This is a genomic window from Leptolyngbya subtilissima AS-A7 (assembly GCF_039962255.1).
Lineage (GTDB): Bacteria > Cyanobacteriota > Cyanobacteriia > Phormidesmidales > Phormidesmidaceae > Nodosilinea.
Genome location: NZ_JAMPKY010000011.1, coordinates 25,459 through 46,818 on the forward strand (window position 1 = coordinate 25,459; position 21,360 = coordinate 46,818).

The window sequence follows — 21,360 nt, forward strand, 5'->3', positions numbered from 1 at the left end:
CCCCTAAAGAACTGGCGACAACTACGCCCATTTGTTTCTGTAGCCCGCCCATGACCTCTGACCCTGCTAATCCTGTCGACGCTGCCAAGGGCAGCCGCATCATCAGTCGGCTGCTACCTCCGGCCATTCGTCTGTGGCTGCACACCCAGCTCGACCACCTGGAGGGGCTAGAGTTCGCTATCGATGGCAAAGATCGACAGATTCTAGGCGGCTACCTGCCAAGGGTGACCCTGGCAGCTCGCCAGGCGGTGTACCAGGGGCTGCACGTTAGTCAGGCCGAGGTCAAAGCGACGGATATTCGCGTCAATCTGCCCCAGGTACTGCGGGGTAAGCCGCTGCGACTGTTGCAGCCCTTTCCCGTAGATGGCCAGGTGACAGTGCTAGCTGAGGATCTGCGAGCTTCTCTGGGTTCCCCACTGCTGGGTCAGGGATTGCGTGACGTGCTGAAGCATCTGCTGGCTGGAGCAGTGTCGGAAAAACAGGTGCCTCTAGTGCGCTGGCTGGGCGACGGGGATAAGCCTTCCGAGGTTGATATTGCTCTGGCGAGCGATCGCATGACGCTGCACTGGCCAGGGACATCCCTTAGCAATGATGCCCTGGAGCTAACTTTGGGGTTGGCGATGCGGGATGGGCGGTGGCTGTGTTTAGAGCAGCCGGTGGCCACGGTGGTTTCAGCAACCGGAGAGCCGCAGTCGCCGATTGTGTTAGACGAGACTGCCTTTGACCTGGGGCCAGAGGTCGATATTCGCCAGCTGGCGGTTACCCCCGCAGGCATTGACCTGGTGGGTATGGTACAGGTCATTCCAGCTGACTAGTTCCACATGCCCGCATATAAGCTGTGAGCGCGGGCATGTGGAACTAGTTTGTAGTCTTGCTTAACCCCTAGCCTTGGCTTTTTTCTCGGGCAGATTGCGGGGTGGAATTGCCCGACCTTCATAAAATCGGCGTTCTAAAATCCCCAAGCCCGCCCAGGCCGCAGCGGTGGACAAAGGCACCAGACCCATCAGGATGGTGGCAAAACTGGTGAGGCTGCCCGTGGCGATCGCGATCGGCAGCAGCGACCAGACCACCGCACTCACCCCCAGCAGCCCCCAGCGAAGTTTTTGGATGCGATCCAGCGCTGTGCGGCAGCTGTGGCAGTGCTGGGTGTGGGAGTGGTAGCGATCGAGCAGCGCGACTTGGCTCAACGCCGGTTCAAGGGATTGCCCAGGGAATGGATCGGCCTCAAAATCGCTGACCCAGTTACGAAAGGCCAGCACGTAGCGATCGGCCTGGGTGGGCAGGTAGCACGCCTGGGCGTAGGTGCGATTGGCTCTCTCCAGTTCGCGCTCTTGTAAGTGCAGAAAAATCTGGTCATCTTCGAGCACGCCATTGTTGCCAATGTGGCTATACCAGCGAGGTGTGAGGCCAATCACCGTAGCGGGCAATTTTGACGAAAACTTAAAGGGAAAGCGGGCAAACAACCGGCACTTGCCCTTGCTCATCGGGGTGGCGTAAACCACGGTCAGGGTGCGGCCAAACTGCTTTGAAGTGAGGTCGTGGTACATCAGTGCCGGGGCGACGAAGGTGGTGTGCTGGGTTCCCAGCGTGCCCTTGCGGGGGCCTTCAGGCCAGAGTCCCTGGAATCCCTGCTTCCCGGCATTCAGCACCTCCATTTCCATGGGGGCCGCGTTTTCTCGCTTGCCGACGGTTTTGTGGTGGGTGTAGGGAATGTGGCTGACATCTAGCACATTTTCGAGCAGGGTGAGGGCGTCGTAGGGCAAGTCGCGAAAGGTGTTGAGCACAACCCAGCCGTCGGGTTCCTCCTCAACTGGACCCATAATGGGCACCTCAACTTGAGGCGCATTCTCTGCTTTGCCAGGATAGACAAACAGCAGCCCCTGCCGGACGGCAGTGGGCATAGAGACAGCGCAGGCCCGACCCGACTGCTGGGCCTTGGCCTCAGCCGCCTGCTGAGGAATATAGGTGCAGGCACCGTCGCCAGAGAATGTCCAACCGTGGTAGGGGCACTCTAGCTCACCAGATTCATTCACCCGGCCCTCGGATAGGGGAGCGAGGCGGTGGGGGCATTTGTCTTCGAACACGCGCCAGGCCTGACCCTTGGCATCCCACCAGATGACGATGCCCCGGTCGAGCAGGGTGAAGCGGGTAGGCTGCACCGGGTCAAGGTCTTCTACATAGGCAACGGGGTACCAGGCCTCGGCCCAGTCAAACCGGGCGGGATTGGGGCCACCGGCGGGCAAGGCGGCGGTGAAACCCGTGGACTGGGGAGCGATCGCAAGGGATGTCATGGGCTAGTCCCGGTGGTAAACCATTTCTCTTTACATTCTGCAATATTTTTGTGAGTCAGGGGCTGGGTTGCGTCGGTGATTCTCCCCTGGGGCGATCGGGCTCGGATGCCCAAAACCTCAAGAAAGGGTAGAATGCGCTAGACATGAGCCATATTTGAGATTTCGGTAGGCTTACCCAGGCTGTTTTTAGCTACTGTGCCTTAATTTGAAGTTAAATTGTCTCGATTAAGTGCCTTTCTGGTAGCGGAATGCTTTAGCTTTAGCGCAGGGTAGAGCAAGTCTAGTATCCAGTCAGGGCATGACTTTTAGACTAGGTTAGAAAAATTGTTTCTCCGGCTCGAGCTGAGCTTTCTCAATGAGCGGCAGTCGGGAATAGGGTTAGGGGCTTCTGTATAGCTATAGGTGAGCCCCACTGTGCAGCGGCTAAGGTCGAAGGCGGGTGTGGCGGGTAATAGCTTGCCAAACGTAATTGCTTCTCTCTTGCTATGTCTGACGCATGACGCGCCAATCCCTTCCCCAGCCCGATATTAGTCAATCGCAGATTCTCGACATAGTGACTGCAATCTGCGAGGCGTCGGCAGCGGGCGGTGAGCTAGAGGCGTTGCTTCAGCAGGGGGTAGATCGGCTGCGATCGCTCCTCGATACCGATCGGGTGGTGATCTATCAGGTGTTATCTCCCGAGGATGGCTTGGTCATCGCTGAGTCGGTGGCTGCCCCTTGGCAGCCTTTGCAGGGCGAGCGAATCAATGAATCCTGCTTTGCCAGCAGTGAGGAAGATCGCTATCGCCGGGGCCAACTGAGTCTGGTGGCCGATGTGCAGCACAGCACCCTTGACCCCTGCTACGCCGAATTGCTGAGTCGCCTACAGGTGCAGGCCAACTTAGCGGTTCCGATATTCGCGGGGCCGCACTTATGGGGCCTGCTCATTGCCCACCACTGCCGCAGCCCCCGCCCGTGGAACTTATCGAGCTGTGATTTGCTAGTGCATGCGGCGCGTCACCTTGGCCAAGGCGTTTACCAACACGGACTGCAACAGCAGCTCCAAGCCTTTTCTGTCCGTAGCCAAACTGAGCAGCTGTTTGATCTCTTTACCCATCACGTTGAGCAAGTTTTGTTTATTCGCGATGCGGTGTCTGGCCAGTTTTTGTACGTCAGCGCCGCCTACGAACGCATTTGGGGCCATGCTCCCGCACTGCTCTACAGCGATCCTGGCCTGTGGCTCCGGCAGATACATCCTGACGATTTGCCTCAGGTGCAGGCCTCCCTGGGCCGACAGTTTGAAGGCAATTCTGTGCGGCGGGAGTATCGCATCGTGCGCCCCAACGGCGACGTGCGCTGGGTGCAGGCCCATGTGCAAGTGGTCAACGATGACCAAAATCAACCCCGCTATATGGTGGGCTGGGCCGAAGACTGCACAGAGCGCCGGGAGTTGCAGGCCAGTCTTAGGGCGACCGAGGCTACCCTCAGCCGCCGAGTGGGGCAAGAGCAACTGCTGCGCATGCTGACGGCGCGCATGCGCGAAAGTCTCGATCTGGAAACTATTTTGGGTGCTACGGTAGCCGGCGTTAAAACGGTGTTTAGTGCCGACCGAGCGGTGATTTTTCAGATTTTGGCCAATGGCGATCGCCGCATTGCCCAGCAGGCGACCAACCCCGAGTACATTACCATCACCGACAGCATGATTCCGTCAGGGCCGCTGCCTGCGGCCTACCTGGAGAGGCTATATACGTGGCAGCCCTACATCATCAATGACATGGCGGCAGAGCCCTGGCCACCTGACTTGACCACGTTTCTCTCGACTGTTGGAGTTGAGTCGGCGATGATTGCGCCCATTGCCCATCCCTTTGGGGGCGACCGCCATCCCCTGTGGGGCATTTTAGTGGTCCATGCCTGCGGCGAACACCGCCAGTGGCAGCCCTTTGAAGCCAACATGCTGCAACACTTCGCTGATCAGCTCAATACGGCCCTGCATCAGGCCGAGCTGTATCACCAGCTTCAGGCGGCTAACCAGGAGCTCGATCGCATCGCTAAGGTAGACAGCCTCACGCAGCTCGCCAACCGCCGCTGGCTCGATGAATACCTCAGTCAGCAGTGGCAGCGGCTAGCTCGAGAGCGCAAACCGCTGAGCGTGGTGCTGGCTGATGTCGATTATTTCAAACCCTACAACGACACCTACGGCCACGCTGCGGGAGATCAATGTCTGGTAGAAATTGCCAGCGCTATGCGCTTCGGCGTTCGTCGCCCCGCTGACCTGGCCGCCCGCTACGGCGGTGAAGAATTTGCCCTGGTGCTGCCCGATACCGACACCGCCGGGGCCATTCGCGTGGTGCAGCTGGTGCGCCATCACCTGCAAACCCTCGCTCTGCCCCATGGGGCCAGCCCCAGCGGCGATACCATCACCCTCAGCTTTGGAATTGCCACCGTCAGACCCAGCCCCGACAGCTCAGCCGAGGCCATTTTAGAAATCGCTGACCAGGCCCTCTACGCCGCTAAAGATGCCGGCCGCGATCAGTATCAGGTGTTTCAACCTCGGTATTAGGTCAGGGGCACGAGCATCAGTGCACCGTAAGCCACAGCGGTCAGCGCCACCGTGACTCCCAACAGCCCTTGGCTAAACCTAGAGCTGAGTCGGGGCAGCAGGTAGGCGCTGGCGATTAGCACCAGCACCAGTTCTATCGTGGCCCCCAAACGGCCGAAGTGATCCACATCCCAGTAGGAGACGGGGCTCATGAAGCGCACCGAGCTGAGGGGCCAAAAGTGCTGGTGGGCATCGTCGTGGTGCAGGGGTAGGTCGGCTAGGTGGTGCAGCACCATGCTGGCTCCCAAAAACCCGATCGAGGGGCCGAACCACGACCGCCTAAGGCTATAGCCCAGCGCTACACCCAGCAGCCCCAGAGGAATGGAGTTGCCCACGGCAAAGATGGCCTGCCAGGGCTGGCTGTAGTAGGCCTCGCCCCAGATAGTTTGCTCGGGTAAACCCTGTCGACGAGCCCAGCCGTAGAATACAAACATGGCCGCATCGGGAATCAGCGCACCGATCAAGATCGGCCAGGTCATCGCTGGAGCCTCCGGGCGACGCAGCAGAGCCAGGTTGAGAATTAGGTGACTGGGAGTATTCATAGGGCCTATGGTACATCGACCGATTTATCTCGACTGCCATGCCACAACCCCGGTAGATCCGCGGGTGGTAGAGGCGATGCTGCCGTTTTTTACCGAGCACTTTGGCAACCCCGCTAGCCTTACCCACGCCTACGGCTGGGAGGCCGAGGCGGCAGTGACGAAAGCCAGGGAAACCCTTGCCGCCGCTATCCACGCCAGCCCTGAAGAGATTATCTTTACCAGCGGAGCCACCGAGGCCAACAACCTGGCGATTAAGGGTATCGCCGAAGCGTGCTTTAGCCGGGGGCGGCACATTATTACGGTGCAGACCGAGCACAGTGCTGTGCTCGACCCCTGCCGCTATCTCGAATCTTTAGGCTTTGAGGTCACCTACCTACCGGTGCAGCCCTATGGGTTATTGGATCTCGATGCTCTGGAGAAAGCTTTTCGCGACGATACCGTGCTGGTGTCGGTGATGACGGCTAACAACGAGATTGGGGTGCTGCAACCCCTGGCCGAGATTGGGGTGCGGTGCCGCGATCGCAACGTCTTCTTCCACAGCGACGGCGCTCAAGCGATCGCCAAAATTCCCCTCGACGTAGAGGCCATGAACTTAGATCTACTATCGCTGACAGCTCACAAGGTCTATGGTCCCAAGGGCATCGGTGCCCTTTACGTGCGACGGCGGCCACGGGTGCCCCTGGCCCCGCAGCTCCACGGCGGCGGTCACGAGCGGGGTCTCAGATCGGGCACCCTATACCCGCCCCAAATTGTAGGGTTTGCTAAGGCAGTGGAGCTAGGTCTAGCCGAAATGGAAAAAGAATCCGCTCGGCTGATCGCACTGCGCCAGCGCCTTTGGAATAGCTTGCAACCTTTGGGCGGAATGCATCTCAATGGCCATGCCACCTTGCGGCTGCCCGGTAACCTTAATGTCAGCTTTGAGGGGGTCGATGGCCAGGCGCTGCTGCTGGGGCTGCGCGGGATCGTGGCGCTGTCATCGGGGGCGGCCTGTAGCACTGCCAGCACCGCCCCTTCCCCCGTGCTCAAGGCCCTGGGGCGGGAGGATGGGCTAGCCTACGCCTCGCTGCGTTTTGGCCTGGGGCGGTTTACTACCGCTGCTGAGATCGACCAGGTGGCAGCTGGGGTGGTGTCCACGGTGCAGGCGCTGCGTCAGGCGACGGTTTGAGTACCCCCACGGTTGACTCAATGGGGCATAATGAGAATTAGCTTTGGGGCTCAGGGGCATCGGCAAGAGCATTGCCCAGATTCGATTTACACCGTGTAGTGTTAAATTCCCCGGCAGGCCTATGACAACCCAAGCCCGTCAGCTTAGCGACCTTCTCAAAGCCGGTATTGAGCAAGCCCGGCTGGGCTATTTTGAGGCGGCGATCGCCCAGTTTGCTCAAGCCGTTGCCCTAGATCAAACCTGTGCTAAGGGCTTCTACAATCGGGGCTGTGCCCACCGCGATCTGGGTCGTAACGGGGCTGCGATCGACGACTTTTCGGCGGCCCTGCGCCTAGAGCCAACTTTCACCAATGCCTACATCAACCGGGGCAGCGTCTATCGGCTGGTGGGTCAGCTAAGCGAGGCCCTAGGTGATCTAGACCGGGCCATTGAGCTACAGCCCACTTCGGTGAAAGCCTACGGCAATCGGGGCCGCATCAAGCTTGATTTAGAAGACTATGCCGGGGCGATCGCAGACTTTTCGGTGGTGCTAGTAGAGCAGCCTAAGTTCACTAAAATTCTGCTGTGGCGAGGGTTGGCCTACCTGAAGCAGGGGGCGATCGCCGCCTTGGCCGAACACCGCCGCGAGGCCTACCAGTTTGCTGTTGCTGACTTTTCTCGGTTGTTGCAGAGTCAACCCAACCACGCCGAAGCCTACAACTACCGGGCGGTAGCCCACTTTCAGCTGCGCAACACCTACCAGGCCACCCTCGACATCAACCGCGCCCTCGATTGCCAGGTTGACTATGCCGAGGCTTACATTAACCGGGGCATGCTGCGCCACGAGCTGGGCGACTTTCAGGGGGCAATCGACGACTACACCACGGTCTTACAGCTCAACCCCGAACTACAAGATCGCTCCTACAACCAGACCCTAGTGGGCCTAGCTCTCGACAGCCCCGATGCCACCCTGAGCGAAGACACCCCCCTCAACTTGCGCTTTCGCCTGGCCGACCTGTATGACAGCCGGGGGCTGCTACGGGCCCAGGTGGGCGACATGGAGGGGGCGATCGCCGACTACACTCTGGCTCTGCGCTTTAACCCCCACAGCGGTCGCATCTTGGCTAACCGAGGCCGCGTGTTTAGCCGCCAAGAAGACTATCCAGCGGCGATCGCTGATTTTGACTGCGCCCTAGAGATAAACGAGAGTGATGCCATGGCATACTGCGATCGCGGCTACGCCCTTTACTTTCTTGACGAGTGGGAGCTAGCTCTCGACGACTTCAACTGCGCCATTGATATCAGCCCCTCCCTAGCCGAGGCCTATATCGGGCGCGGCCACACTAATATTCGTCTGGGCCATGGGGCTGCCCTGGCTATGGATGACTTTCGCAAAGCCTTAGAGCTGTCGTGGGATAGCCGCAAATCGGAGCGATCGCGCCCGCTCTAGCCATTGCTGCGATCACTACCGCTGTAAAACAATCCCTGGCGCTGAGCCTGAAGTAATCGTCAATCTCAGCTGGCCTAGTCAACCGCACCGGCTCGACTATTGGGAGTCTCATACCTACCCTTTGAGCTAAACACCATGGGAAAACAGGTTTCAGCAGGCCGCAAACACCCCTGGTTGGGCAGCGTGGTCGGAGCTTTGGTAGGTGCCGTCGGTCAATATCTCATTGCGGTGCTCTTTTTTTACTACGTATTCAACTGGGGTGGGCCGTTTTTTCGAAATCACGCGGGCGTTAGTTTGCCTGCCCTAGTGTTGTCATACCCGGCCTGGATATTTTTTGGGCTATCCGCTGGGCTAGGAGGACTAGGGGGTGCCTTAGGCGGCACGACGCGGCGATTGGCCAGAGGGGCAGCCCTAGGCGGTGGCACGGTTGGGTTGGTCTATCTGGCGCTGGTTGTGGTGCCACTCAACCGCATGATTGAGCTGAGTGGCGGCGACATTACCGACTACTCGACTGATACTTGGGCTGTTGTCCTCAGTCTGGTAGCGACTGTGGTTTGGGGGGCGATCGCAGGCACCAGTGCCGCCGCCATCCGAAAAATCGCCCTAACTCGGCCTAACACCTCACGCTAAGAACGTTTTGGCAAGTGGGGTCTGCGTTGACCAGCCGGGCCAGTCTTCGACTATTGCCCCCTTACCCATCCCACTGCCGCAGTTATCCCCATCAAAGCTGCAACGACCACCGTATCTGACGGCTACCTTCTGTAGGCATCACTAAGCTGTTACCGTCGTCTACCACGGCTAGGGCTACGACGTGGGGCCGAGCGCCGTGAATTGCTGCCAAAACTACCGCCTGAAGGCCGAGCGCGCTCATTTCGTCGGTTGTTACGTCGCAAATTACTGTTACCGACACCATTGCCTGAAGGTCTATTGGTGTTAACCCGCGGGGCAGTGCTACCGGGTGAGCGTAACCTGCCACTGGCCCGATACTGACGGTTCCGATGTTCAGCAGGGGGTGCTTGATAGCGTGACTGATAGCGCGAAACAGCTTCGTTGTAGCTGCGACCATAACCACCGTGGCCGACCAGTGCTACACCCGGTTGATAAATCGGCGGCATGTAGTATTGCGGACGGAAGAGTAAGCTGCCAACCGCCTGACCCGCTAGCGCTCCTGCAAATGGCGTCCAAAAGCTTGGCTCTCGACGAACAATGACGACTTCTTCCTGTCCAGTCTGCGGATCGGTTTGAGTGGCAGTGACGTTGTGAACATATTCGATTCGAAAATCGGGTGTTAGATACAGCGCAGGTTGTCCGTTTTCAACGCGCAGTTCACTCGATTTGCCCGCAGAAATTTCTTCGTTGGTTAATTGTGCCAACGGCAAATTGGCGCTGCGAAACATCGACTGCCCAGGCGCAGTGTTAAGCAACATTAGGCTATATTCACCCGAACTGTCGTCGTAGGTAGCTTGCTGGACGGGATAAGCTCCATCTGTAATGGAGGTAGCAGCAACAGGGGCAGTTGTTTCTTGCGGAGGTTGCGGTGCTGGCTGCGAAGTGGAGTAATCTTGTGGGCTAGTACAGGCAACCGACGACCACACTAGGGTTAATGCTAATAAAGAAGCAGAAAGTTTACGCATCATTGTAGTTAGGGGAGAGGCATTATGAATCAGAAAAACTAGAGCGGAATGAGTTCAGGGAAGCTTTCAATCAGTTGGTCTGATGTGAGTTGGTCTCCCAATTGAGCAGGAGAAAAATGTATTTGAATCGCTCTTAAAGTTCCCCTGTAGTTCAGGTTGACTAGAGCTTTTAAGCCTGCCTTTAATGCAGTCACATCGGCTAGATTATTTTCTAGTTCGGGCACTTCGCCTTCAGAAGCAACTACAAGCATGACAACCACATTTTGTGTCACGGGGATGGCGAAATCCTCACTTCTGCTAGAGTCAGAATCTATTGCGCTACCATAACGTCCAGCCGAGTCGGTAAATAGCTCATTGACGTAATCTCCAGCATCACCCTCGTCCCAAAGAACATCTCCCTCATTGGCTGCCGATTGCCAAAAAGTTTCATACTCCAGCAAGCTTTCGCAAACCCGCACGAGTTGATCGCCCAGCACTTGCATATCACCTTCTGAATCGATCGCCTCACGTGCCGTTTGATTAAGCACACCTAGGAGTGGTGCTACTTCTCGGCCTGAGAGATGCACAAAAATGCGACACACAACAAAGCGGGTCTGTCCGCTAATCTGACTGAAGCGATCGCGCAAACTCATGGCAGGTTGATCAAGAAAGGCACACAAGCTCTATTCTAGATAGCCAAATTCACGATGTTCTTGATCTAAAGGCTGATTGATGGGGTGGTTTCTACCATGGTTTAGGCGGATAACTCAACAGAGGGTTAGACTGGTGCGTTACGCCAGACTAATAGAATGCAAGCTGCATCCTGTACAAGTCGAGTTATTTCCACCAATGCTGTAGTGATCACCGCAATGGCATTACAACTTCGCAAACTTGTGAAGTTACCGATCAAACTTACAAAGTTAATAATCAAGTTTTATTTGTTACTTGGCGATCGATAAATGTATGTAGTCCAGCCAAAACCGGCCTAAGGATACTAAAACAGGCCCCAACTCTTATTAAAAGAACATCCTCAGGTGGATGTGCCCAGACTGGGCTAGTCTTACATCTACGGCGTGAAATTGGACAAATCTAAATTCAAAACTCCGCAGCCTCCGCGAGAGGGAGAGACTACGGAGCGGGTAAAACCCTTGCTATATGAGAAACGAGCATGGCAGGATTCGAACCTGCGACCCCTAGAACCGGAATCTAGTGCTCTATCCACTGAGCTACATGCCCTTAGGCTGCACCATTCTAGCATCTGTTGAGGGCATTGAAACGATACACGGGCTTTTGTGCCTAGAGATCGCGCCAAACCCTTAGGATAGGCAGAGCAGCGATCGCCCGCCCCCAGCAAATCTCAGACGGGCCGCGCCTGTGCCCTTTCTTCACCACTGTCGCTCTATGACTCAACCTACCGATCGCCTCGACGCCACCGCCGCTGCCCTCAACCAAGAGGCTGAAGCAGCCAACCTGTCAGAGGAGCAGTATCGCCGCAAAATGCAGCGCCGCCAGGAGGTGCAGCAGCAGCGTATCGCCGAGCGCAATGTTGAAAAGGGTTTGGTGATTATCAACACCGGCAACGGCAAGGGCAAGACCACCGCCGCCCTGGGCATGGTGCTACGCTCCCTCGGCCATGGCTATAAAGTAGCGATCGTGCAGTTCATCAAAGGCGCATGGGAACCGGCGGAGAAGGCGGTGCTGGAGCGGTTTGGCGCCCAGCTCACCTTCCAAGCCATGGGCGAAGGGTTTACCTGGGATACGCAGGATCGCGATCGCGATACCCAAACCGCCCAAAACGCTTGGGAAACAGCTCTTTCTTACATTCGTAACCCCGAGTACAAAACCATCCTGCTCGACGAAATTAACATTGCTCTCAAGCACGGTTTTTTGAGCGCTGATCAAGTGGTGGCGGGGCTGGCCGAAAAGCCGGAAATGACCCACGTCATTCTCACCGGGCGAGGTGCACCCCAAGCACTGATTGACAAGGCCGACCTGGTGACGGAGATGACCTTGGTAAAGCACCCCTTCCGCGAACAGGGAATTAAAGCCCAACCGGGCATCGAATTTTAGGATCTGCGCTGCCGTAGGGTGGGCACTGCCCACCATCAGAACAGCCGTTCTCAGGCCACCCCTCAATTCCAAACCCCTGATAACCTATGGATCGCTACGCCACCCTACGCCACATCCAAAGCCTCGACCCCGAGCGTGACCACTCCGAAATCTGCTGCCTGCTGGCAGGCTACGAATTCCCCTGGGATGTAACCCGCGCCCTGGAAGTTGCCCTGCTGCGGACGTTTTGCATCCCCAGCGTGTCGGCGCTGCTCGATCGCACCGGTGAGTTTCGCCACCACGCTCAAAAGCGCTACGACGACACCGGCATTGTGGTGTCTGAAGCGTTCAAGCACGGCTACGACAGCCCCCGAGGCGCCGCGTTTATTCAGCGCATGAATGCCATTCACCGCCACTACGCCATTAGCAACCACGACTTCCTCTACGTGCTCTCAACCTTTGTGTATGAGCCAATTCGGTGGTGCGATCGCTTTGGCTGGCGGCCCTTCTGCGAGCAAGAGCGACAGGCCTGCTACTACTTCTGGCGAGCAATTGGCGATCGCATGGGCCTTCAAGACATTCCGCCGACCTACGAGGCGTTTGAGCAGTTTAACCGCGAGTTTGAAGCCGAGCATTTTGCCTACGCCCCCACCAACCAGCGGGTCGCCGACGCCACCCGCCACATGCTGCTGTCCTGGTTCCCGGCTGTCACCCGGCCGGTGGTGAACTGGGGTCTGCCCTGCCTGCTCGACCCGCCCTTGCTAGCAGCGCTGGGATGGCAGCCGGTGCCGGTGGCAGTGCAGCAGTTGGCTAACACCGCCCTCAAAGCTCGCAGTCGCCTATTGCGTCGCCTGCCGCCGCGCACCGAGCCCGATTTCTTTGTCGATCAATCCATTCGCAGCTATCCCGAGAGCTATACCGTGGAAGATATTGGGCCAGAGGCGCTGCGATCGCGGCTTTAGGCGTTTTGCCGCCAACGCTATTGGTAGGGTTATGCACTATCATCAAAAGCCATAACCGCTACTGGTAGCCCCATGCCCTCCGACTATCAGCCCTCCTTGCTCTCCGATACCGATCTGCGGGCGGCGGATCTGTCCTGGGCCTACAACCGTCCGGCGGGAGCGACCATGCTAGCCGACGAACTCCAGGGCTGGAAGCAGCGCGTGGCCCAGTTTCAGGCCACCGTCAAGTCTGATCCGCCGGTACAGGGGACGCTGTTTGAGGTAGCCAGCGATTCATCTGCGGATACGATTGATCCCTTTACCCTGCCGCCCCGCAATGCCGAGTTTTGGCGGGGACAGTTTCAAGAGTCGGGGGTGCCCGCCCTGTATTTTGTGGTCGATCACGACGCGGCGGTGCTGCTCTACGTGGGCGAAACTGTCAAGTCAAACCAGCGCTGGAAAGGGGTGCACGACTGCAAGCGCTACATTCTTAGCTATGTGGAAGCCCATCGGGTTCACCAGCTGCCTGTAGCGGTAAACATTGGCTTTTGGCCCCACGCCGACTGCGATCGCAAGGCCCGTCAGAGGCTAGAGCAAGAGCTAATTTGCCGCTGGCGATCGCCCTTTAATAAAGAAAACTGGGCAACGTGGAGCACTCCATTTGTAGGCGGCAAGCTGGATGCCTAGCGCCCGCCATGCCAACCTTTTGCAGTAAACATTAGCTAACGATTCTGAAATCCTGGACCTTGAAGGTAGTTGACTAGGGCGATCGCCAGGCCCCCCAGCAGGGCATAGATGGCCATGGCGATCAAGTTGTTGAGGTCAAAAATCTGAGTGGCGTCAGCGCTGGTGGGGCTGATAAAGAGAGTCGAGAACGGCCGCATGAACGGTTCTGACAAGGTATAAATGGTTTGGGCAAAGGGGTTGTTGGGGTTAGCGCTGGACAATCGCAAGAACAACCGCAGCGCCAGCAGCACCTCTAACGCCCCGACCAGCAGCACAATAGAGTTGCGCACCCAGGCCAACCGAGCCCGTCGCTGGGCTGCCCGCAACCGATCGTGCTCCTGCCTGAGACGATAGACCTCCTGGTTGTGAATGAGTTCTCGGTCGCGTTCAAACTCACTGTGTCCGTTGGGTCTTTGGCTCATGGGGGGGTATTGCCTGCAATTAACGGTTCTTGGTGCTAAAGCAACCGCTACGTTAGCTAAAACATAACGCAGCTTGGCCAGCGCTACAGTTTGGCTCACTTTATTTATATAGAGTATGGCTCAGAAGCTATCTCTGCCAGGGATATTACCAAACCAGCACAAATAGTGCCTACCACCATAAGTCAATGGGATAGGAAATCTATAGGACAGCAGCGCCGCGATCGCCAGACCAAGTTGCAATAATGGAGGGGCGCACCCAAGCAACAAGCTATGCCCCTGATGCAGAGCAGGAACCTATGGTTTGAGCCACTGACTGCGGCCCATGCCGACGAGCTCTTCTCGATTTTGGTCACTCCCTCGGTTCTGGCTTTTATCGATTCGCCTGCAAGTCTGCCAAGTCGCGCAGACCTCAGAGAAGAATACGCCAACCGAGCGAGGGGACCCGTGGATTTAGCTAACGAGCGACGGTTCAATGTAGCTGTACGGTTGAAAACCCTTCTCGCTCCAGCGATTGGACGCCTTGAGGCAACTGGGTACGGCGAGTGGGGAGAGGTAGCCTATCTGTTTGGCGAAGCTTGGTGGGGAAAAGGATTAGCCTTTGAAGCGATGCTCTGGTGGCATGGTTACTTGGCAACTACCGCCCCCCAAACTGTATGGTGGGCGATGGTGCACCCAGCTAACGACAGGAGTATACGACTGCTGCACAGGCTAGGGTACGAGGAAATGGAATTTAGCCAGTCCCCCAACCTGCGCTCCTACGATGTCGGCGATCGCTGCTTTGTCCGATCTACTACCTAGCCAGCACTAGCGAAGCGAATCTTCAAGTAGTCGTCTTCCATCTTGGCCCCAGCGGGTTGCAGGGCCGCCAAAGCCTGGGGCAGCACTAAGTTGCGGCGGTGGTTGCCGATGCGCACATTCAGCTCGTCTGCCGACTTGCTCAGCTCAATCTGGTCCTTGGGAATGCCAGGCAGATAGAGTTCCAGGCTGTAGCTGCCTTCCTCTTGCACCACGCGCAGGGTGGTCTCTTTGTAGTAGACCTGAGTGGGGTCTTCGTCGGTATAGAGGGTTTCTTTGAGGCGCTGGAGAGATTCTAAGCCACACAGTTCTTCGGCAAATAGGGGCGCCTCTTTCACCGGCAGCGGATGAAAGTTCTCATGAATTTCGTGCCTATACTGCTGCTGCTTTTCCTTCATCCGCTGGAAGAAGGGGTCCTGCACTTCGTCGGGGATGATGCGGTTGGCGATCACCAGATCGGTACCCACGTTGTAAAGGCTGAGGTAGGCATGGGCCCGGAGCGATTCTTTAATCACCATTTTTTCGGGGTTGGTGACCAAACGTACGGAGGTGGTGCCCGCGTCGGTGAGCACTTTCTCTAGCTCGATCAGCTGCTCGTAAAATTCGTAGGGAGCATCCATCACCTCTTTGGTGGGCAGGTTAAAGCCCGCCACCGGGCGAAAGAAGGGCTGCACCAGGGGTCGCAGGGCTTCGGAAACGGCCTGGAAGGGTTTGTAGAGTTTGCGCATGTACCAGCCCGCCACCTCGGGTAGGCTGAGCAAGCGCAAGGCGGTGCCAGTGGGAGCTGAGTCGATAATCAGCACGTCGTACTCGCCTTCGTCGTGGTGGCGCTTCATGCGCACCAGGCTAAAAATTTCATCCATGCCGGGAAGAATGGCCAGCTCTTCGGCCTCAATGCCTTCGAGACCGCGGGCCTGAAGTACGTCGGTGATGTAGCGCTTCACCGCGCCCCAGTTGCCTTCGAGTTCCATCAGGGCGTCGAGTTCTGCGCCCCACAGGTTGGGCTGCACCAGGCGAGGCTCGTGGCCTAGTTCGATATCGAAGCTATCTGCCAGGGAGTGAGCGGGATCGGTGCTCAGAACCAGGGTTTTGTAGCCCAGTTCTGCGCAGCGCAGGCCTGTGGCGGCTGCGACGGAGGTTTTGCCGACGCCGCCTTTACCGGTCATTAACAATACCCGCATGTGGGTGTCCTCGCCTTTTCCGTATGGTTCCCTATTTCTATAATCTATAGGGTTTTTGAGGTTTCCGCAGGGCGGGAGAGAAAGCATGTTGGGGCGTGATCCCCAAAATCATGATTTTTCTAAGCTTGAAGGCTTTTCGTGAAACCATTCCTGTTGTAGGGGCGAACGGTCGTTCGCCCATGTGAGGTCTCTACGTTTAATCCGAGATTTGAGGACGACGTGGGGATAGTTTGGACAGGGTGGTGGCGGCGCACAATAGGGAAAGACAGCCCGGTCTACCGCTGGGGCCATTTCGCTGGCCCCAGACCCCCATCGAGCAGGGACGTTCCGCCGCCCTGCACCCGACGGAAAGGAGTGACAGATCATAGGTTTAAACGTCTGTTCTGCAAACGGGTCTTTTGGTGACATTCAGCTGGGTAGGGTGGGCATTGCCCACCTTAATCTCTGATTTTCTAAAACTATTATCTCAAGCACTAAACGACCGCTTTCTTTGTCTGCTGGTTAGTGGCTCAACTTACGCTCTCGCTCCCCTAAGCTGCGATCGCATCCATTAACTCTTCTGCCATATCAAAGTTGGCGGTGACGGATTGCACGTCGTCGAGATCTTCGAGGGCGTCCATCAGTTTGACCAACAGACGGGCCTGGTCGGGGGCATCGACAACCAGCGTATTGCTGGGCAGCCAGCGGAGCTCTGCCTGTTGGACGGTTAATCCCTGGGCCTTAAGGCTGGTGTCGAAGGTCTCTAGATCGGCGGGGGCGCAGAATAGCTCGGCGGCGGGAATTTCTTCGTCGCGACGACCTAGCACCGTGGTCAGTTCGTAGGTCTCGGCCCCGGCCTCCATGGCAGCTTCGAGCAGGGTTTCTTCGTCGCCGGGGTGGACGATGGTGACGACGCCTTTTTGCTCAAACATCCAGCCGACGCAGCCGGTTTCGCCCAGGTTGCCGTTGCTCTTGCTGAAGGCGGCGCGCAGATCGGCGGCGGTGCGGTTGCGGTTGTCGGTGAGGGCTTCGATTAGGATGGCGACGCCGCCGGGGCCGTAGCCCTCGTAGCGGATAGCCTCGAAGCTATTGTCGGCACTGAGGCTGCCGGAACCTTTGGCGATCGCGCGATCGATATTGTCGTTGGGCACCCCTGCCGCCTTCGCTTTATCGATTGCCGTGCGCAGCTGAAAGTTGCCCGCCGGGTCACCCCCCTGGCGTGCCGCCACAATGATTTCCCGCGACATCTTAGCGAAGACTTTGCCCTTGACGGCATCGACCCGCGCCTTTTGGCGCTTGATGTTGGCCCACTTGCTATGACCTGCCATACCTCACAAACGGATGCACTGCATGCTTGATTTTATCGCCCCGAGGGCAACCTCAGGAATTGACTAACGGGGCAGCGGCGCGCAAGGCAGCTCCAATCAGGCCCACCTGAGGGTTGAGCACAATGTGAACCGGTACCCGATCGAGCAGAGGGCTAACGCGGCCCTTGTGGGTAAAGGCTTCGAGGAAAGCTCCGGCAGTCATAGCGTCGAGGTTTTTGGCGGCGATGCCCCCGGCCACATAGAGGCCACCGTAGGGCAGCAGTTTGAGAGCGAGGTTGCCTGCCTCGGCCCCGTAGGCGGAGACAAAAATTTCCATGGCTTTGTGGGAGAGGCGATCGCGGCAGCCCACGGCGGCCTGGGCGATGACGGCGCCGGGGTCAACGGTTTTGGTGGAGAGGCCGGTTTGGCGTTCCCAAGCGGCGATCGCTTCAGCGATCTCTGGGGTCTCGGTGGCGAACTCGCGATCGCGCAAAAATTGGTAGATCGCCACAATGCCTTGACCCGACACCACTCGCTCCACCGACACGCGCGAGATCTGGTGCTTATCGAGCAGGTAGCGCATCAGCTGAAACTCTAGCTCTGAGCGGGGCGCGAAGTCGGCGTGCCCCCCTTCAGACGGAAACACTAGGGGACGCCCGCTCGTGGCTAGGGCAAACCCCTGACCCAGGCCGGTGCCCGCGCCAATGATGGCCACTGGGGCATTGCTATCAGGGTCGCCCGCTTGCAGGGTGTGGATGTCTTCGGCCGCGAGACCAAAGACCCCGTAGCCAACGGCTTCAAAGTCGTTGATCAGCTCAACCCGGTCGAGTTCGAGTTCGATCTGGAGGCGATCGCCCTCTAGCGACCAGGCCAAGTTGGTCAGGCTGGAGGTGTTTTCTACAACTGGTCCGGCGATCGCAAAGCAGGCTCGCTTAGGCGCGTAGGTGTGCCCGGAGTCCACAGCGGCCTGGTGCAAAAACTCTTTCACCATAGGCACCAGGTCGGGGTAGGCCTGGCTGGAGTAAGTGCGCTCAAACTCGTTTTTGAGAATCACCGGGGTCGATGGACTGGGTTCGCTGGCTTCGACCAGGCGCAGAATGGTTTTGGTGCCACCAATATCACCGGCAAGCAGATAGGTCATGGCTGGAACGTTCTGGGGGGCTAACGACAGTTGCGGGCAGATCCTGGTTTAGCTTACCGCTGCGAAAGCCCTCTAGATCAAGGGTGACGTAGGTGAAACCGTAGTCTTGCAGCGCCTTTACCAGGGCTTCAAGATCGGTGGCAGCTACAAATTCTTTAATATTTTCGACAGGAATTTCAATACGGGCGGTGTCAGCCTGCGATCGCACCCTGAGCTGCCGCAGCCCCAAATGCCGCAGGTACAGCTCTGCCTGGCCCACCCGCCGCAGCTTTTCTAGGGTGATGGCCTCGCCGTAGGGAAAGCGCGAACTCAGGCAAGGCTGGGCCGGTTTATCCCACCAGGGCAGCCCCAGTAGGCGCGAGATCTCGCGTACCTCAAACTTGGTGATGCCCACTTCAGCCAGAGGTGATCTGGCACCGCGCTCTTGCGCCGCCTGAATGCCGGGGCGGTAGTCGCCCAGATCATCGGCATTGACGCCATCCACCACGTAGGGGTAGCCCCGCTCTAGGGCCAAGGGCTTGAGAGTGTCGTGCAGCTCGCTCTTGCAGAAGTAGCAGCGGTTGATGGGATTGGCCGCGTAGTTGGGATTATCCAGCTCGTGGGTGGCGACAATTTCGTGAGCAATGCCGATCGCCGCTGCCTGCACCTGGGCTTCTTCTAAATCAGCGGGCATGAGTGAGGGAGAGTTGGCAGTGACGGCAAGGGCGCGATCGCCCAGCACGTCGTAAGCGACCTTGGCCACCAGGGTACTGTCGATGCCGCCCGAGTAGGCGATCAGCGCCCGATCCATCGTGGCGAATAGGGCTTTGAGCTGGTCAAGTTTTTGCGACACCATAGTTGAGCTACAAAAGTTGAAAGGATGCGGCCTAGAAATCAGGCTAGGCCAAAGGGCTGCCTGCCACCATCCTACCGAGGCGCCTTTCCCATTGCCCATTTCTCATGGTCACAGTACTTTGTGCTCCATCCAAATGGCGTTGGCGACTTCAAATTCAACTGTTCAGCACGGCTTCGTAAGCTTGCCCGGCTCGCTCCCAGGTAAAGGTGTCTTCAATTAGCTCGCGACCGCGCGCCGATAGGGTGGCACGCAGTTCGGGCTGGTCGAAGAGTTGGGCGATCGCCTCTACATACTCATCTACCGTGTTGGCCCGCAGCGCCCGCTGGGGCTGGTCTACGGCGAGACCTTCGAGACCGCGATCGCTCGCCAATACCGGCACCCCCGCCGCCATCGCTTCTAGAGTTTTATTCTTAATGCCAAAGCCCATGCGCATGGGCACCACACACACCGTTGCCCGGTGCAGATATTCCGCCACCGATGGCACCCGTCCAGTGACGACGACTCCCGGCAGATTACCTAACGCCCGCACTTCTAACGTGGGTTTGTTGCCTACCAGGTAGAGGGTGGCGTCAGGGTAGCGCTGGCGCAGAGGCGGCAAAATGGCTTGAGCTAGAAACTTGGCGGTGTCTACGTTGGCGATATAGTCCATCGCGCCGACAAAAACCATGCTGCGGCCGCTGGGGTCGGTGGGGCGATAGGGAAACTGCACCAGATCCACACCGTTAGGAACAATATGCAGGGGAGTAGCCCCGGCGATCGGGGTAAAGAACTGTCGGTCTTCCTCAGTAGTGATTACCAGGTCGGTGAATTTTTGGGCGTAGCGGCGTTCGTAGCGGCGCAGCAAAGGCAGGTTGAGGCGATCGCGCAGCGGCTTCTCCGCCGTTCCAGTCTCTAGCTGATTGACCAGAGTTCCGTAAAACGAGCTGTGGATATCGACCACTACTTTCTTGACTCGCTGACGATAGCTGGGGCGCACGAACACTTCATTGACGCTGTGCTCACAGGTAATGGCGTCGCAGTGGCCGCCCTCTACCCAGTCATCGATCCACTGCTGCATGGCAGGGGTGTGCAGGTAGGTAGTGCTGGGGGGTGTGCCCGTAGCGAGAAAGTGGGCAAAGCGGCTAATTTTTCCTCCTATCCCTGGCTGAAGGTCTGCGGCGGTGGGGCGAGGAAAGCACGTTAGTTTATCCACATGGGTGGATAGGGCATCGACCTCTTCATCCGTTACTTCGTCAGATCGCTGCGTTACCAGCGTGACCTCATGGCGCTGGGCCAGGTGCTTGAGCAGGTAAAAGGTGCGAATTTGGGTGCCCCCTAGGGTCGGCGGGTAGGGAAACGTCGTGGAGATCATCAAAATTCGCATCAGCCTGGTTCCCCCAAACGAGTAATGGCGTGGGCAGTCTCGGATAGCTTGGCCTGGGCCTGTCCTTGGGTGCGGGCGTGGGCGCACCACAGGTCCAGCGGAGTGATCGCTAGCTCCAAACCGGTGCCGCGTCCATTCAGGAGCTTAACGGTTGCCTGGGGCAGTTCTTTCAGGCCCCAGCGCAGCAGACGATAGCGTATTTCTTTTGCGGTGAGGGGGCGCATCAGATCTACGCCGTGCAGATCGTGCAGGTAGCGGTTTGAGCAGCCATAGCGGTACCACTGGCTCCGCAGCCCCTTCAGACTATCTCGATGGCGATGGTAGACCACGGCATTGGCGGCGTGGACGAGTTGCCATTCAGTGGCTTGCTGAATGCGCCAGCACAGGTCAGCGTCACCGCCCGTGGTCAAATGGGGCCGGAAGAGTCCAACTGTACCCAAAACTTCGACCCGCACCGCTAGGTTTGCCGTCTGGCCGTAGGGCAAAAAAGCATGGTTGAGGGTGTTGTGCTGGGACAGGGTGCCTTGGCGATCGGCATAGCGCTCTAGCCAGTTTTGGCTGGGTAGGGCCTGAATTTCCCCCGCCACCAACCCGACATAATGGTCGGCAAAGGGCTGTACCAGGGCGCCGAGCCAGCTAGGCTCAGGATGACAATCGGCGTCGGTAAAGGCGAGAATGTCACCCCTGGCGGCGATGATGCCAGCGTTGCGGGCGGCGTAGGAGCTTTGGATGGAGCTGTAGGTGATGGCCCGCAGCTGAATACCTTGGGAGGCAGCGGTTGTGGCGGCGGCTTGCAGGAGATCGGGGGTGCGATCGCAGCTACCATTGTCCACCAGCAAAAATTCGACGCGATCGGCCGGATACTGCTGCCCCATTAGCCGTTCTACTAGTCCGGGCAAATCGGCCTCACCGTTGTAGATAGGCACAATCACCGACACCGAGGGATAGACCATCGGCTGAGCCGCATCGGTTGTCACAGTGGGAACCGCCATCGTCTGTCACA

General features: G+C 57.9%; 20 protein-coding genes and 1 tRNA gene. 9 read left to right on the forward strand and 12 right to left on the reverse strand.

The window, feature by feature from the left end; translation table 11 throughout:
- Positions 1-50 precede the first annotated feature (50 nt).
- Positions 51-815 carry an LmeA family phospholipid-binding protein gene (locus tag NC979_RS21310; protein WP_190515720.1) on the forward strand — a complete coding sequence of 255 codons (765 nt, stop codon included), beginning with the start codon at positions 51-53 and terminating at the stop codon, positions 813-815.
- A 60-nt stretch (positions 816-875) separates the two neighbouring features.
- On the opposite strand, the gene NC979_RS21315 is transcribed toward NC979_RS21310, so the two are convergent.
- Entirely contained in the window at positions 876-2,291 is a 1,416-nt protein-coding gene (locus tag NC979_RS21315) for an aromatic ring-hydroxylating dioxygenase subunit alpha (RefSeq protein ID WP_190515729.1), read from the reverse strand.
- A 496-nt stretch (positions 2,292-2,787) separates the two neighbouring features.
- Between NC979_RS21315 and NC979_RS21320 the strand changes: the two genes are divergently transcribed.
- Positions 2,788-4,830 (forward strand): diguanylate cyclase domain-containing protein, encoded by a 2,043-nt coding sequence (locus NC979_RS21320; protein WP_190515738.1) that lies wholly within the window; start codon positions 2,788-2,790, stop codon positions 4,828-4,830.
- Here the strand turns inward: NC979_RS21320 and NC979_RS21325 are convergent.
- Positions 4,827-5,411, reverse strand: coding sequence for a hypothetical protein (locus NC979_RS21325; RefSeq protein WP_190515740.1), 585 nt, complete (start codon positions 5,409-5,411; stop codon positions 4,827-4,829). The two genes, NC979_RS21320 and NC979_RS21325, sit on opposite strands and share 4 nt — an antisense overlap.
- A gap of 7 nt (positions 5,412-5,418) precedes the next feature.
- On the opposite strand from NC979_RS21325, the gene NC979_RS21330 reads away from it, so the two are divergent.
- The 3 genes from NC979_RS21330 (at position 5,419) to NC979_RS21340 (ending at position 8,635) form a co-directional block, all read left to right on the forward strand.
- Positions 5,419-6,576, forward strand: coding sequence for a cysteine desulfurase family protein (locus NC979_RS21330; protein ID WP_190515743.1), 1,158 nt, complete (start codon positions 5,419-5,421; stop codon positions 6,574-6,576).
- 121 nt (positions 6,577-6,697) lie between these two features.
- The gene (locus NC979_RS21335; protein WP_190515745.1) at positions 6,698-8,005 is read left to right on the forward strand and encodes a tetratricopeptide repeat protein; all 1,308 of its coding nucleotides are present in this window, start codon (positions 6,698-6,700) and stop codon (positions 8,003-8,005) included.
- A gap of 135 nt (positions 8,006-8,140) precedes the next feature.
- Positions 8,141-8,635, forward strand: a complete 495-nt coding sequence (locus NC979_RS21340; protein WP_190515748.1) for a hypothetical protein — start codon at positions 8,141-8,143, stop codon at positions 8,633-8,635.
- Between the two features lie 91 nt (positions 8,636-8,726).
- Here the strand turns inward: NC979_RS21340 and NC979_RS21345 are convergent, their stop codons facing one another.
- The 3 genes from NC979_RS21345 to NC979_RS21355 all read right to left on the reverse strand — a co-directional run bounded on the left by NC979_RS21345 (position 8,727) and on the right by NC979_RS21355 (position 10,854).
- Positions 8,727-9,071 carry a hypothetical protein gene (locus NC979_RS21345; RefSeq protein ID WP_190515750.1) on the reverse strand — a complete coding sequence of 115 codons (345 nt, stop codon included), beginning with the start codon at positions 9,069-9,071 and terminating at the stop codon, positions 8,727-8,729.
- Between the two features lie 606 nt (positions 9,072-9,677).
- Entirely contained in the window at positions 9,678-10,271 is a 594-nt protein-coding gene (locus tag NC979_RS21350) for a DUF1517 domain-containing protein (protein WP_199308686.1), read from the reverse strand.
- A gap of 510 nt (positions 10,272-10,781) precedes the next feature.
- A tRNA-Arg gene (locus NC979_RS21355) sits at positions 10,782-10,854 on the reverse strand.
- 165 nt (positions 10,855-11,019) lie between these two features.
- On the opposite strand from NC979_RS21355, the gene cobO reads away from it, so the two are divergent.
- The 3 genes from cobO (at position 11,020) to NC979_RS21370 (ending at position 13,295) form a co-directional block, all read left to right on the forward strand.
- The gene (gene cobO / locus NC979_RS21360; RefSeq protein WP_190515752.1) at positions 11,020-11,688 is read left to right on the forward strand and encodes a cob(I)yrinic acid a,c-diamide adenosyltransferase; all 669 of its coding nucleotides are present in this window, start codon (positions 11,020-11,022) and stop codon (positions 11,686-11,688) included.
- A gap of 86 nt (positions 11,689-11,774) precedes the next feature.
- A complete protein-coding gene (locus NC979_RS21365) occupies positions 11,775-12,629 on the forward strand; it encodes an oxygenase MpaB family protein (RefSeq protein WP_190515754.1) in 855 nt (284 codons plus the stop codon).
- 72 nt (positions 12,630-12,701) lie between these two features.
- The gene (locus tag NC979_RS21370) at positions 12,702-13,295 is read left to right on the forward strand and encodes a GIY-YIG nuclease family protein (protein ID WP_190515756.1); all 594 of its coding nucleotides are present in this window, start codon (positions 12,702-12,704) and stop codon (positions 13,293-13,295) included.
- Positions 13,296-13,330: 35 nt separating this feature from the next.
- Here NC979_RS21370 and NC979_RS21375 read toward each other — a convergent pair whose 3' ends face one another.
- Positions 13,331-13,756, reverse strand: a complete 426-nt coding sequence (locus NC979_RS21375) for a YggT family protein (RefSeq protein WP_190515759.1) — start codon at positions 13,754-13,756, stop codon at positions 13,331-13,333.
- A 279-nt stretch (positions 13,757-14,035) separates the two neighbouring features.
- Between NC979_RS21375 and NC979_RS21380 the strand changes: the two genes are divergently transcribed.
- Entirely contained in the window at positions 14,036-14,554 is a 519-nt protein-coding gene (locus tag NC979_RS21380) for a GNAT family N-acetyltransferase (protein ID WP_348253809.1), read from the forward strand.
- Here NC979_RS21380 and NC979_RS21385 read toward each other — a convergent pair.
- From NC979_RS21385 to NC979_RS21410, 6 genes are all read right to left on the reverse strand, one after another.
- Positions 14,551-15,732, reverse strand: a complete 1,182-nt coding sequence (locus NC979_RS21385; RefSeq protein WP_190515763.1) for a TRC40/GET3/ArsA family transport-energizing ATPase — start codon at positions 15,730-15,732, stop codon at positions 14,551-14,553. The genes NC979_RS21380 and NC979_RS21385 overlap by 4 nt on opposite strands.
- Positions 15,733-16,262: 530 nt before the next feature.
- Positions 16,263-17,039: a YebC/PmpR family DNA-binding transcriptional regulator gene (locus tag NC979_RS21390; protein ID WP_190515766.1), complete on the reverse strand. Its 777-nt coding sequence runs from the start codon at positions 17,037-17,039 to the stop codon at positions 16,263-16,265.
- A 52-nt stretch (positions 17,040-17,091) separates the two neighbouring features.
- Positions 17,092-18,159, reverse strand: a complete 1,068-nt coding sequence (locus NC979_RS21395) for a glucokinase (RefSeq protein WP_190515768.1) — start codon at positions 18,157-18,159, stop codon at positions 17,092-17,094.
- A complete protein-coding gene (gene larE, locus NC979_RS21400) occupies positions 18,137-18,994 on the reverse strand; it encodes an ATP-dependent sacrificial sulfur transferase LarE (RefSeq protein ID WP_190515770.1) in 858 nt (285 codons plus the stop codon). The genes NC979_RS21395 and larE overlap by 23 nt, the downstream gene beginning before the upstream one ends.
- Before the next feature lie 154 nt (positions 18,995-19,148).
- Positions 19,149-20,357 (reverse strand): glycosyltransferase family 4 protein, encoded by a 1,209-nt coding sequence (locus NC979_RS21405; protein WP_190515772.1) that lies wholly within the window; start codon positions 20,355-20,357, stop codon positions 19,149-19,151.
- Positions 20,357-21,349, reverse strand: coding sequence for a glycosyltransferase family 2 protein (locus NC979_RS21410; protein WP_190515775.1), 993 nt, complete (start codon positions 21,347-21,349; stop codon positions 20,357-20,359). The genes NC979_RS21405 and NC979_RS21410 overlap by 1 nt, the downstream gene beginning before the upstream one ends.
- Positions 21,350-21,360 lie beyond the last annotated feature (11 nt).